14 protein-coding genes are annotated in these 12,788 nt (G+C 40.2%); 13 read left to right on the forward strand and 1 reads right to left on the reverse strand.

Going from position 1 to position 12,788, the window contains the following annotated elements:
- Positions 1–595: hypothetical protein (locus tag BALCAV_RS22045; protein WP_152563041.1), on the reverse strand; the 595-nt coding region annotated here is incomplete at its 3' end.
- Between the two features lie 192 nt (positions 596–787).
- On the opposite strand from BALCAV_RS22045, the gene BALCAV_RS08745 reads away from it, so the two are divergent.
- The 13 genes from BALCAV_RS08745 (at position 788) to BALCAV_RS08805 (ending at position 12,695) form a co-directional block, all read left to right on the forward strand.
- The gene (locus tag BALCAV_RS08745; RefSeq protein ID WP_003321861.1) at positions 788–1,981 is read left to right on the forward strand and encodes an ATP phosphoribosyltransferase regulatory subunit; all 1,194 of its coding nucleotides are present in this window, start codon (positions 788–790) and stop codon (positions 1,979–1,981) included.
- Entirely contained in the window at positions 1,978–2,616 is a 639-nt protein-coding gene (gene hisG / locus BALCAV_RS08750) for an ATP phosphoribosyltransferase (protein ID WP_003321862.1), read from the forward strand. Before BALCAV_RS08745 ends, hisG begins: the two co-directional genes overlap by 4 nt.
- A complete protein-coding gene (gene hisD, locus BALCAV_RS08755; RefSeq protein WP_003321863.1) occupies positions 2,613–3,884 on the forward strand; it encodes a histidinol dehydrogenase in 1,272 nt (423 codons plus the stop codon). Before hisG ends, hisD begins: the two co-directional genes overlap by 4 nt.
- Positions 3,884–4,474 (forward strand): imidazoleglycerol-phosphate dehydratase HisB, encoded by a 591-nt coding sequence (hisB, locus tag BALCAV_RS08760; protein WP_003321865.1) that lies wholly within the window; start codon positions 3,884–3,886, stop codon positions 4,472–4,474. The genes hisD and hisB overlap by 1 nt, the downstream gene beginning before the upstream one ends.
- Positions 4,475–5,116, forward strand: a complete 642-nt coding sequence (gene hisH / locus BALCAV_RS08765) for an imidazole glycerol phosphate synthase subunit HisH (protein ID WP_003321867.1) — start codon at positions 4,475–4,477, stop codon at positions 5,114–5,116.
- Positions 5,109–5,846, forward strand: a complete 738-nt coding sequence (gene hisA / locus BALCAV_RS08770) for a 1-(5-phosphoribosyl)-5-[(5-phosphoribosylamino)methylideneamino]imidazole-4-carboxamide isomerase (RefSeq protein WP_003321868.1) — start codon at positions 5,109–5,111, stop codon at positions 5,844–5,846. Before hisH ends, hisA begins: the two co-directional genes overlap by 8 nt.
- A gap of 3 nt (positions 5,847–5,849) precedes the next feature.
- Complete coding sequence (gene hisF, locus BALCAV_RS08775) at positions 5,850–6,608, forward strand: imidazole glycerol phosphate synthase subunit HisF (RefSeq protein ID WP_003321869.1); 759 nt, start codon at positions 5,850–5,852, stop codon at positions 6,606–6,608.
- Positions 6,605–7,276 carry a bifunctional phosphoribosyl-AMP cyclohydrolase/phosphoribosyl-ATP diphosphatase HisIE gene (hisIE, locus tag BALCAV_RS08780; protein ID WP_003321870.1) on the forward strand — a complete coding sequence of 224 codons (672 nt, stop codon included), beginning with the start codon at positions 6,605–6,607 and terminating at the stop codon, positions 7,274–7,276. Before hisF ends, hisIE begins: the two co-directional genes overlap by 4 nt.
- Before the next feature lie 319 nt (positions 7,277–7,595).
- Complete coding sequence (locus BALCAV_RS08785) at positions 7,596–8,657, forward strand: tetratricopeptide repeat protein (RefSeq protein ID WP_003321871.1); 1,062 nt, start codon at positions 7,596–7,598, stop codon at positions 8,655–8,657.
- A gap of 103 nt (positions 8,658–8,760) precedes the next feature.
- Positions 8,761–9,702, forward strand: coding sequence for a thioredoxin-disulfide reductase (gene trxB / locus BALCAV_RS08790; RefSeq protein WP_003321872.1), 942 nt, complete (start codon positions 8,761–8,763; stop codon positions 9,700–9,702).
- Positions 9,703–10,197: 495 nt separating this feature from the next.
- On the forward strand, positions 10,198–10,668 hold the full coding sequence (locus BALCAV_RS08795) for an 8-oxo-dGTP diphosphatase (RefSeq protein ID WP_003321873.1): 471 nt from the start codon (positions 10,198–10,200) through the stop codon (positions 10,666–10,668).
- 180 nt (positions 10,669–10,848) lie between these two features.
- Complete coding sequence (rapZ, locus tag BALCAV_RS08800) at positions 10,849–11,745, forward strand: RNase adapter RapZ (protein WP_003321875.1); 897 nt, start codon at positions 10,849–10,851, stop codon at positions 11,743–11,745.
- The gene (locus BALCAV_RS08805; RefSeq protein ID WP_003321876.1) at positions 11,742–12,695 is read left to right on the forward strand and encodes a gluconeogenesis factor YvcK family protein; all 954 of its coding nucleotides are present in this window, start codon (positions 11,742–11,744) and stop codon (positions 12,693–12,695) included. Before rapZ ends, BALCAV_RS08805 begins: the two co-directional genes overlap by 4 nt.
- Positions 12,696–12,788: the final 93 nt, after the last annotated feature.

Raw genomic sequence — 12,788 nt, forward strand, 5'->3', positions numbered from 1 at the left:
GTGGGATAAGTAATGAAAAGCTGTGCTGTGGAAAATTAGGGTGCGAATAATGGGGGATAAGTAATGAAAAGCTGTGCAGTGCCAAATTAGAGTTCGAATAAACTGGAATAAGTAATGAAAAGCCGAGCAGTGCCAAATTAAGGTGCGAATAAAGTGGGATAAGTAATGAAAAGCCGAGCAGTGCCAAATTAAGGTGCGAATAAACTGGAATAAGTAATGAAAAGCCGAGCAGTGCCAAATTAAGGTGCGAATAATGGGGAATAAGTAATGAAAAGCCGTGCTGTGAGAAATTAGAGTTCGAATAAACTGGAATAGGTAATGAAAAAGTGGCAGTGGGCAAATTAGAGTTCGAATAGTGTGGGATAAGTAATGAAAAGCTGAGCTGTGCCAAATTAGGGTGCGAATAAACCAAAATAGGTAATGAAAAGCCGAGCAGTGCCAAATTAGGGTGCGAATAAAGCGGGATAGGTAATGAAAAGCTGTGCTGTGTCAAATTAGAGTTCGAATAAACTGGAATAAGTAATGAAAAGCCGAGCAGTGCCAAATTAAGGTGCGAATAAACCAGAATAAGTAATGAAATCCAATACTGTCGCAAATTAAGGTGCGAATCATCGGTATGAAAGGAATGAATGGCCAGTACATTAAAAAAATGTCATTTGTTTTTCCTTGACGCTTATTCTTTGAAAGGGTAAAATGTTCAGTATACTTTATCTTGTTAGTATATTAGTGTACTAAAGTGTTTTGGTTTTATATAATAGATAAACAGAATGTTATTGAGGTGAGTAGAGTGACGAAGCCGTTCATGTTTGAGAAGCCATTAGGTATGCGAGATACACTGCCAAAATTATATGAGACGAAAAGGGATGTTAGGGATAAAGTTTCAGCGGAAATTAAGAGTTGGGGTTATCATTTTATTGAAACGCCGACTTTAGAATATTACGATACGGTTGGAGTTGCTTCGGCGATTTTGGATCAACAACTTTTTAAACTTTTAGACCAACAAGGACGTTCATTAGTTTTGCGTCCGGATATGACAGCTCCGATTGCGAGGCTTGTTGCTTCGAGCTTAAAGGATGCGGCCTATCCATTGCGTTTAAGCTATCAGTCAAATGTGTTTAGGGCCCAGCAGCATGAAGCCGGAAAGCCTGCTGAGTTTGAACAGATTGGAGTTGAGCTGATTGGTGATGGGACGATTAGTGCGGACGGTGAAGTGATTGCTTTAATGATATCTTCGTTAAAGCAGACGGGATTGAAACATTTCACTGTTGCCCTTGGTCATATTGGCTTTTTGCAGGCGTTATTGCTTGATATTGTCGGCAATGCTGAACGGGCGGATGCACTTATTCGTTTTTTATATGAAAAAAATTATGTAGGGTTTAAGGAACATGTTAAAAGTTTGTCGTTGTCTTCCATTGATAAATCACGTTTACTAAAGCTTTTGAAATTACGTGGCAGTCAAGAAGTTTTAGGTGAAGCTAGCGAGATTATTCAAACAGAAGCAGGGAAAGCGGCCATTCAGGAGTTACAGGAACTTTGGTCAGTCCTACAAGCGTATCAATTAACCGATTATGTGAAATTTGATTTAAATCTTGTTTTACATATGAGCTATTATACAGGGGTTGTTTTTGAAGGATACGGGGATAAGTTAGGGGTTCCTGTCTCGAGTGGTGGCCGTTATGACGAACTTTTAGAAAAATTTAAGCGACCGGCACAGGCGACCGGTTTTGGGATTCGACTTGATTTATTAGTGGAAGCATTAGCAGAAGTGACGGAATTATCAGAGCAAGTTTGTATTATTTTTAGTCGTGAGCGTCGGGTGGAAGCGATTGAAGTGGCGACAAAAAAACGCCAAGAAGGTTATGCGGTTGTGATGCAGGATTTAGCGGGAATAAAGGACCTCGATTTAATGACGGAACAATATGATGATGTGCTTTATTTCATTGGCAAACAGCCTAAAGCTAAAGGAGGCATCTTAACATGAGTGATTTATTAACAGTAGCGATGCCTAAAGGACGAATTTTTGAGGAGGCGGTTGAGCTTTTAAGGAAAGCTGGTTATGACCTTCCTGATGAATTTGAAAACTCGCGAAAGTTGATTATTGATGTACCAGAAGAGAAGATGAGGTTTATTTTAGCAAAACCGATGGATGTTCCCACTTATGTTGAGCATGGGGTGGCGGATATTGGAGTGGCGGGTAAGGATGTTATGATTGAAGAAGAGCGTGATGTTTACGAGGTGCTTGATTTGAAAATTAGTGCTTGTTATTTAGCGGTCGCCGGTTTACCTGGTTATGCTAAAAAAGACATTAATCCTAAAGTTGCCTCGAAGTATCCGAATTTAGCGACTCAATATTTTAAAGAACAGGGCGAACAAGTGGAAATTATTAAATTAAATGGTTCGATTGAACTGGCTCCATTAATTGGGCTAGCGGATCGAATTGTTGATATTGTTTCTACCGGGCAAACCTTAAAGGAAAATGGCTTAGTTGAATTGGAAACGATTGTGCCGATAACGTCACGAATTATTGTTAATCCAGTGAGTTATCGTTTAAAAGATGAACGAATTGAGGAAATGGTCGAGCGATTATCGGTCGTTGTCGAGGAGGAGTTACGGTGAAAATTGTTCAATATGATGCCGATATAAGCATTAAACGTGACCTGGACTCAGGAACAGAGGAACAAGGGAAAGTTGTTACTGAAATTATTGGAAAAGTTCGACAAGAAGGAGATGCAGCTTTAACTTATTTTACGGAAAAATTTGATCGAGCTGTATTAGAAGATTTAAAGGTACAAGAAGAGGAAGTCAAACAAGCTTATACTGAAATTGATGAAGAAACATTGGATGCTTTAAGAGCGGCGATTGAAAACATTCGCGACTTTCATCAAAGGCAAACCACTCAATCATGGTTTACAACGAAAGCAGATGGGACGATGTTAGGCCAGAAAATTACGCCACTCGATTCAGCAGGCCTTTATGTGCCGGGGGGAAAAGCAGCTTATCCGTCTTCGATAATGATGAATGTTATTCCGGCTCAAGTGGCAGGAGTGGAGCGGATTGTGATGGTTTCCCCACCTCAACCGAATGGACAGCTTGAGCCAGTTGTCCTAGTCACCGCGCATGAACTGGGGGTAGAGGAGATTTATAAAGTTGGTGGGGCTCAGGCGATTGCGGCTTTAGCCTATGGTACAGAAACGATCCCAAAAGTAGATAAAATTACGGGGCCAGGCAATATTTTTGTCGCTCTTGCTAAAAGAGAGGTTTTTGGTGAAGTAGATATAGATATGATTGCTGGACCGAGTGAAATTGTTGTTTTGGCGGATGAACAAGCGAATATTGCTTATATTGCTGCGGATTTATTGTCACAGGCTGAGCATGATGAGCTTGCTTCTTCCGTGCTTGTGACTGAATCCCAAGTGTTAGCCGAAGCAGTCGCAAAAGAAGTTCAAAAGCAACTTGAGACGTTGCCAAGAAAAGAAATCGCTCAAGCCTCCCTTGAGCAATATGGACAAATTATCGTAACGACTAATTTAGAAGAATCGATTAAGGTTGTGAATGAACTAGCACCAGAGCATTTAGAAATTTTGACAAAAGAGCCATTAAATATTGTCGGGAAAATTCGTCATGCCGGGGCGATTTTTCTTGGAGAGTATAGCTCTGAGCCAGTGGGTGATTATTTTGCTGGCACCAATCATATTTTACCAACGAATGGAACAGCTCGATTTTCGAGTCCATTAAGTGTGGATGATTTTACGAAAAAAACGAGCATTATCTCTTATAGTGAAAAAGCTCTTGTTGAAAATGGCTCAAAAATTGCCACGATTGCCCGCTTAGAAGGGTTAGAAGCACATGCCCGAGCGATTGAAATACGATTGGAGGAAAAATGATGGAATCAAGACGTGCATTTATTGAACGAAACACAGGGGAGACACAAATTAAATTAGATTTTTCCGTAGATGGAGAAGGGATTTCAGATTTAAAAACAGGCGTGCCCTTTATGAGCCATATGCTTGATTTATTTACAAAGCATGGCCACTTTAATTTAACGGTCGATGCCACTGGCGATATTGAGGTCGATGATCATCATACAACCGAGGATATTGGCATTTGCCTTGGATATGCTTTAAAAGAAGCGTTAGGCGATAAAAAAGGGATTAAGCGTTATGGAAGTGCGTTCGTTCCAATGGATGAGGCATTAGCACAAGTGGTCGTCGATTTAAGCAATCGTCCACACTTAGAGTTTCGAGCTGAACTACCGAGTCAAAAAGTCGGCACTTTTGATACGGAGCTTGTCCATGAATTTTTGTGGAAGCTCGCACTTGAAGCTCGAATGAATTTACATGTTATCGTCCATTATGGTCAAAATACACATCACATCATTGAAGCGATTTTTAAAGCATTAGCACGAGCACTTGATGAGGCAACGACAATCGATAGTCGTGTGAAGGGCATCCCCTCAACGAAAGGGATGTTATAAATGATTGGAATTGTCGATTACGGCATGGGCAATTTGCACAGTGTCAGCAAAGCATTAGAGCGTTTAGGATATAAGTATATTATTAGTGAAAAAATTGAAGAATTAGTCGAAATGGATGGACTGATTTTACCTGGTGTTGGGGCATTTCCTGATGCGATGGAAATTTTGCAAGAAACCGGTTTGGCCGCCTTTTTACAGGATTGGACGTATGCCAAAAAGCCGTTACTTGGTATTTGCCTCGGGATGCAGCTCTTATTTCAAGAAAGTACAGAACATGGACAGACAAAGGGCATTGGTTTATTGCCGGGTCGGGTTGAACGTTTTTCAGGCGTAACACCTGAAGGCAAAACTTATAAAGTGCCACATATGGGCTGGAATTTGCTTCATTTCACTGAGCGAGAGCACCCACTGCTTGAAAATGTCGAGGAGGGTCATGTTTATTTTGTTCACTCTTATGTCGTAAAAACCGAAGATCCATCTGTACTAGTAGCAACGGCTGAATATGATGGTCCTGTTCCAGCAGTAGTGGCCCGTGGTTCTGTGATGGCAACGCAATTTCACCCAGAAAAAAGCAGTGAGGTTGGGATGCAAATCTTAAAGAATTTCGGAAAAATCGTTGAGGAGGAAGCAGAGCGTGAGTGATTTTATCATATATCCAGCAATCGATATGCGTGATGGAAAATGTGTCCGCCTCGTACAAGGGGATTACAATCAAGAAACGATTTATGGAGATTCTCCTTTTGAAATGGCGAAATCATTTGCAGAAGCTGGAGCAAAATGGATACATATGGTCGATTTAGACGGTGCGAAGGCGAAAAAGCGAGTCAATCATGAATTTGTCATTCGTGTCGCCCAAGAGCTTGATGTTTCTGTCCAAATAGGTGGAGGAATCCGAACGGCTGAAGATGTTGCTTTTTATCTTGAGGCGGGAGTCGATCGAGTTATTCTAGGTAGTGTGGCTGTCCAAAACCCTGCGTTTACAAAAGAAATGTTGGCCAAGTATGGCGGCGATAAAATTGTGATCGGAATAGATGCCCGTGATGGTTATGTCGCGACAGAAGGCTGGCTTGAAACTTCAAGTGTGAAGGCGGAAGAACTCGGAAAAGAATTAGCCCGATTTGGAGCGGAAGTATTTATTTTTACGGATATTTCACGTGATGGGATGTTGAGCGGACCAAATACGGAAGCGATTGTCACTCTAGCCAAAGCGACCGGAAAAGAAGTCATTGCATCCGGTGGGGTAAGTAATTTAAAAGATTTACAGGAACTGCGAGCGAGTAGTGCTGATGGAGTCGCCGGAGCAATTGTCGGTAAAGCTTTATATACGAATCAATTTACTTTAGCCGAGGCTCTTACAGGGAAGGAGGAATAGGTGATGTTAACGAAAAGAATCATTCCTTGTTTAGATGTCAAAGAGGGGCGTGTTGTTAAAGGAGTACAATTTGTTGATCTTCGTGATGCTGGTGATCCGGTTGAGTTAGCCGCTTTTTATGATGAGCAGGGAGCCGATGAATTGGTGTTTCTCGATATTTCTGCTTCGCATGAAGGACGCGAAACAATGATTGATGTTGTTGAGGAAGTTGCTGCTAAATTAGCGATTCCCTTTACAGTTGGTGGCGGTATTAACACATTAGAGGATATGAAACGGGTTCTTCGTGCGGGGGCCGATAAAGTTTCTCTTAATACAGCCGCCGTGAAAAGGCCGGAATTAATCAAAGAAGGAGCCGACTTTTTCGGTTCTCAATGTATTGTCGTCGCGATTGATGCTAAATACGATGAGGCTCTCGGTTCTTGGAGAATTTATACCCATGGAGGCCGCCAAGCGACGGATTGGGAAGTCATCTCTTGGGCAAAAGAAGCCGTCCGTTTAGGTGCAGGGGAATTTTTATTAACAAGTATGGACCAAGATGGCGAGAAAAAAGGCTTTGATCTTGCGTTGACAAAAGCAGTAAGTGAGGCAGTTTCAGTGCCAGTTATCGCCTCCGGTGGAGCTGGAGCGGCGGCTGATTTTGATGAGGTGTTTGTGAAGGCAAATGCAGACGCGGCGTTGGCAGCTTCGATTTTTCATTATAAAGAAACATCTGTTGCCGAAGTAAAAGAGTATTTAAAAGAGAAAGGTGTGCCTGTTCGATGAATATAGAGAAAGTTCGTTTTGATGAAAAAGGTCTCGTATCTGCGATCGTCCAGGATGCTGTTTCCAAAGAAGTATTAACATTAGCTTATATGAATAAAGAATCACTTAAGAAATCATTGGAAACAAAAGAAACATGGTTTTACAGTCGTTCTCGCCAGGAGCTTTGGCATAAAGGTGGAACATCAGGTAATACACAATCTATTATTGATATCCGCTTTGATTGTGATGCAGACGCTCTACTTGTTTTAGTCGAACCAGCAGGGCCAGCTTGCCATACAGGTAGTTACACTTGTTTTACAAATTCATTAGTTGAAGAGCCGAGCCGTAATGATGAGCAGGAGTCGATTGAGCGACAAAAATTGATTAACGGACGTGCTGATCGATATGCAATTTTGAATGAACTAGAATCCGTTATCGCCACTCGGGAAGCGGAAATGCCTGAAGGAGCTTATACGACCTATCTTTTTGAAAAAGGTGTCGACAAAATTTTAAAAAAGGTCGGTGAAGAGGCAGGAGAAGTCATCATCGCCGCTAAAAACCGTGATCCAGAAGAATTAAAATGGGAAGTAGCAGACTTGTTATACCACTTGCTCGTCCTATTGCGCGAACAAAAGTTACCAATTGACGAAGTGCTGGCCGTATTAGAAGAACGACATAGCGGGAGTTAGCGTGCAGAGCAAGAGCGAAAAATCACTATTTAGGTAGTGATTTTTTTGTTTGGAGTTTTTGGCTGGCGATGATGTGTAAAAAAGGGAGGAGGAACGTTGCCACAAGTGTTTTGATCAGCGATGATGCATAAAAAAGAGGGGAAGTGCCGTCAAAAGTGCTTTAGCTGAGCAACGTCACCAACCATCACTTTTACCACCGAAATAGTCGCATTCTAATTGTATAAATATCCATTTTTATAATTCCTGAAAAAATGTGTCGAAAGCTCCGGTGATATAGTATAATTGGAGCAATGAATCAACACTGGAGGTCAAGCGCTTCATGGAATTAACTCCTCAGCATGAAGGAAGAAAGGTCATACCTTTTATACAAAATGGTGATTATTTCTTTCAAAGAGGCCTAATTGCCTATCGAAAAAAACATTTACAACGGGCTGTTAAACTTTTTCAGCGGGCAGTAAAGCTGACGAATCAGGAGCCTGTTTTTCACGTTCAGTTAGCAGCTGTCTTATCAGAAATGGGTCATTATGAAGAGTCGAATGAAATCTTGCGAAACGTTTTAGTGGAGCATGATGAAGGCGGACAAAGTGACTGTTATTTTTTTATGGCCAATAACTACGCTTATTTAGGTCTGTTTGATAAGGCACAAGGAGCGGCGGAACGATATATACAATTTAATCCTGATGGACAGTTCTTTCAGGATGCAAAAGATTTATTGGATTTATTAGAAGTCGAGTATGAGGATATTTCTTTATGGAATGAGAATGATATGGATTATGAGGCAAGTGATGACTTTCTTATCGAGCATGAAAAAGCTCGTAACTATTTAAAAAATGGTGATTTTCAGGCGGCTATTCCGATTTTAGAAGAAATTACAAAGAAACATCCATCGCATTGGGCGGCTTTTAATCATTTAGCAGAGGCATTTTTCCGAACAGGTGATGAAAGAGCCTTCCATATTTCTTCACATGTTTTAAAAGAGGATGAAAGCAATTTATTTGTGCGTGCGAATTTGGCTTTATTTTTTCTTCAAAAAGATGAAAAAGAGCAGGCGGAACCTTTTTTACAGCCGATCCGCATTGTGTATCCGATTGATTATGAAAATTATTTGTTTGTTGCGGAAGTGTTATGTGCAGCAGGTGAATATGAGAATGTGAAAGAAAGATTTGAGAGGATGGCGGATAGTTTTTATGAGGATAGTCCGCAATGGTTATTTTGTTATGCGGTCGCATTAGCCAACACAGATGAGCTCACAAAAGCGATTCGATATTTAAAGAAATCGGTTTCGTTAGGGCATGATAAAGCTACGATGATGTTAGCAAATTTAAAAAAAGACGAACTCTCAGCTGATGATTGGGTTTATCACCCTTGGGAATCCTATTAATGGTTCGGCAATGGTTAACATGAGCAGGATAATAGACTTTTGAAGGCCATTTCGATACGATGAATTTAGATATAAAGAGGTTAAGGAAATAGGGAGTGATCGAATGAGTGAAGAAAAAATTTATGATGTGATTATTGCTGGTGCTGGTCCAGCCGGAATGACGGCTGCTGTCTATACGTCGCGTGCTAACTTAAGTACCGTTATGATTGAACGTGGGGTTCCAGGCGGTCAAATGGCCAATACCGAAGAGGTTGAAAACTACCCTGGTTTTGACCATATTCTTGGACCGGAGCTTTCAACTAAAATGTTCGAGCATGCGAAAAAGTTCGGTGCGGAATATGCCTATGGAGATATTCAAGAGATCGTTGATGAAGGCGATGTTAAGTTAGTGAAAGCTGGAAGCAAAGAATATAGAGCTCGTGCTGTCATCGTGACGACTGGAGCAGAATATAAAAAATTAGGAATTCCAGGTGAAAAAGAGTATAGTGGTCGCGGTGTTTCTTACTGTGCTGTCTGTGATGGCGCCTTTTTTAAACAACGTGAATTAGTCGTTATTGGTGGTGGAGATTCAGCGGTAGAAGAAGCTGTTTACTTAACTAAGTTCGCTTCAAAAGTAACCATTATCCACCGTCGCGACCAATTGCGCGCTCAAAAGATTTTACAAGATCGTGCGTTTAACAATGAAAAAATTGAATTCATTTGGGACCATGTTGTGAATGAAGTGAACGGCGAAAATGGTAAAGTATCAAGTGTGACGATTGAAAATACAAAAACGGGTGAAGTAAAAGACTTCAAAACTGATGGCGTATTTGTTTATATCGGCATGTTACCTTTAAACCAAAGCGTGAAAAACCTTGGTGTGTTAAATGAAGAAGGTTATATTGTAACCAATGAAGATATGGAAACTGAGGTACCGGGGATTTTTGCTGCTGGTGATGTTCGTGAAAAAAGTCTTCGTCAAATTGTGACAGCAACTGGGGATGGAAGTATAGCTGCTCAACAAGTTCAGCATTATTTAGAAACATTAGAGGAGAAAGTGAAATAATATAATAAAATTCCAAGATGTTTTTATAAAAAAAGACCTAGAGAAAAAATAAAATCTTTTCAAACCGTAATTCGGTCTTAATGCTTCTGTAACAGTCATGAAATAATAAATGGTTAATATATAAATAAGTAATTGACCCCCTTTTTTATATAATTTTTTGCACGGGAAACGGTCCCGTGCCTTTTTTTGTTTGAAAAGACATATATAGCAATGAACAGGGGACTATGAAGCTGATTTGAAGTTTAAAATTTAAATACAAAAGGTGGATAAATAATCGTCTTTTACTCGTCAATCGACGGGTTTTTTGTCTTTGACACAAGTCAAAGGACGGTAATTTTATAAATAACTGCTTAATAAAAGTGGTTGCTCTTTTTTCATAACTAAATGTTTTCAACGTTTATACATTTTTTGGTGAATGAGAATCGGTCCCTAACAATTGTGACGAACTGAAAATGAATGTATAATAAAAGAGTATGGAAACGTGAGGTGAAGCAATTGCAAAGGGTGACGAATTGTGTCTTAGTCAAGGAAGAGGAAGTATTATTGCTACAAAAGCCTAGACGAGGTTGGTGGGTAGCTCCAGGGGGTAAGATGGAAGCTGGAGAAACGATCAAAGAGTCAGCTGTGCGTGAATATCGTGAAGAAACCGGCTTGCAAGTAGAAGCAGCGGAATTAAAGGCCGTTTGTTCTATGGTGATAGTTGAGAACGATCAAATCACTTCAGAATGGATGATGTTTACTTTCGTTGCGTCTAATTATCAAGGACAACAGTTAGAGCAATCTCCAGAAGGGAAATTGCAATGGACAGAGAAGAGTACTATTAAGGATTTACCGATGGCAGCAGGTGACCAATATGTGATTGATCACGCTTTAAACGGAGAAGGTGTGCTTTATGCAACCTTTCATTATACGCCTGATTTTAAATTGCTATCTTATCGACTTGATCCAAACAATGAATCAAAGTAAGTCGTTTAACCGCTTGTTTTTAGAATGTGGGCTCATCAAGTTTTCATAACGATTTTGTTAGACTGAGCCATTTTTATAGACTTTTATATAAAAAGAAGAATAGGTTAAAAAGAGGACAGCTTTGCCTATTTTCCGAAATTTTTAGAAAAAAAATCTAAGATAAAGAGAAGGTGGGCTAAAATGACGGTTGAAAAAAAAGATATCGAAATTGTCATTATCACAGGGATGTCAGGTGCGGGGAAAACTGTCGCTGTTCAAAGTTTTGAGGACTTAGGGTATTTCTGTGTCGATAATCTTCCACCTGCTTTGTTACCAAAGTTTGTTGATTTAATTGAAGGGGCAAACGGTAAGATGGAGAAAGTAGCTTTGGTGATCGATTTACGGAGCCAAGCTTTTTTTGAACAATTATTTGAAACAATTGATACGATTAGTCAATCAGCAAGTGTCAATTTACACGTGAAAACTCTCTTTTTAGATGCTAAGGATGCTAAGCTTGTCCAACGTTATAAGGAAACAAGACGTTCGCATCCACTTTCTAAGGGCGGACTACCACTTACTGGTATTACCGAGGAACGAGAGCTATTAGAGGAAATGAAAGGTCGAGCCCAGCAAATTATTGATACGACGGATTTAAAACCAGTTGAGCTTCGTGAAAAAATCATTGAAAGCTTTTCTTCCGAGCATTCTTCTTCATTTGTTGTAAATGTAGTATCATTTGGATTTAAGTATGGGATTCCGATCGACTCTGATTTAACATTCGATGTCAGGTTTTTACCAAATCCTCATTATATAGACCATATGAGGCCTAAAACCGGTTTAGAGGAAGAGGTTTCATCCTACGTATTGAAGTGGAGTGAAACCCAGCAATTAATTGAGAAATTAAAGGACTTGCTTGATTTTATGTTGCCTCAATATAAAAGAGAAGGCAAAAGTCAGGTCGTCATTGGAATTGGCTGTACAGGAGGAAAACACCGTTCGGTTACATTAGCCGAGTATTTTGGCAAACATTTTAGCAAGGAATATGACACAAGAATTAGCCATCGAGATATCGAGAAGGGGAAGGGACGTCTTAAGTGAATAAGAGAATAGTGGTCATTGGTGGTGGAACTGGTTTATCTGTTTTGCTTCGTGGTTTAAAGACCTTCCCAGTCGATATTACGGCAATCGTGACAGTTGCTGATGATGGTGGAAGTTCAGGTCGATTAAGGAAAGAGTTAGATGTCCCTCCTCCTGGTGATATTCGAAATGTTCTTGTTGCATTAGCAGAAGTAGAACCGCTTGTGGAGCAGCTATTTCAACATCGATTTGAAAATGGTAATGGACTTTCTGGTCATTCCTTGGGAAATCTGTTATTGGCGGGAATGACATCTATTACAGGTGATTTTGCTAATGGAATCTCAGAAATTAGCAAAGTACTAAATGTAAGAGGAAAAGTATTACCAGCTGCTAATCGCAGTGTTGTGCTCCATGCTGAAATGGTGGATGGTTCGATTGTAACTGGAGAATCAACCATTCCTAAGTCAGGAAAAAGAATTAAGCGAGTGTTTCTCACACCTGAAAAAATATATGCATTATCTGAGTGTTTACGAGAATTAAAACGTGCGGATTTAATTGTTTTAGGACCAGGTAGCCTTTATACGAGTGTTTTGCCTAATTTACTCGTACCAGGTATTGTTGAAACGATTGTGAAGTCGCGTGCCCCAAAAGTCTACATTTCAAATGTTATGACCCAAAAAGGGGAGACCGATCATTACACAGCGGCTGACCATCTTGAGGGGATTTTAAGCCATTGTGGTGAAAATGTTGTTGATCACATCCTTGTCCATGGTACGCCTGTTTCTGAAAGCGTTAAAAAGAAGTATGCTTTAGAAGACGCAGCACCTGTTGAAGTAGATGAGCATAAATTAAAACAAAGCGGTGTGAATGTGATTCGCGATCATTTTGTGATTGAGAATGAGGATGTGTTACGTCATGATGCTGTCAAAGTGTCAAAGGCGTTGCTAAATATAATGAGAGAAAATAACTAAATCCGTGTGGGGTGCTTCCATTTTATGTTGTAAGCAGAGCGTTGCTTGCAAGTTAAGGAATATTGATTGTCTACACGGCTGAAAGGAGTGATT

The organism is Alkalihalobacillus alcalophilus ATCC 27647 = CGMCC 1.3604, from assembly GCF_000292245.2.
GTDB classification, from domain to species: domain Bacteria; phylum Bacillota; class Bacilli; order Bacillales; family Bacillaceae_D; genus Alkalihalobacillus; species Alkalihalobacillus alcalophilus.

Excerpts from the sequence above, each read along its gene's own strand:
- hisG (WP_003321862.1), top strand. The coding sequence starts at position 1,978 with ATGAGTGATTTATTAACAGTAGCGATGCCTAAAGGACGAATTTTTGAG.
- hisB (WP_003321865.1), top strand. The coding sequence starts at position 3,884 with ATGGAATCAAGACGTGCATTTATTGAACGAAACACAGGGGAGACACAA.
- hisH (WP_003321867.1), top strand. The coding sequence starts at position 4,475 with ATGATTGGAATTGTCGATTACGGCATGGGCAATTTGCACAGTGTCAGC.
- hisF (WP_003321869.1), top strand. The coding sequence starts at position 5,850 with ATGTTAACGAAAAGAATCATTCCTTGTTTAGATGTCAAAGAGGGGCGT.
- hisIE (WP_003321870.1), top strand. The coding sequence starts at position 6,605 with ATGAATATAGAGAAAGTTCGTTTTGATGAAAAAGGTCTCGTATCTGCG.
- BALCAV_RS08785 (WP_003321871.1), top strand. The coding sequence starts at position 7,596 with ATGGAATTAACTCCTCAGCATGAAGGAAGAAAGGTCATACCTTTTATA.
- trxB (WP_003321872.1), top strand. The coding sequence starts at position 8,761 with ATGAGTGAAGAAAAAATTTATGATGTGATTATTGCTGGTGCTGGTCCA.
- rapZ (WP_003321875.1), top strand. The coding sequence starts at position 10,849 with ATGACGGTTGAAAAAAAAGATATCGAAATTGTCATTATCACAGGGATG.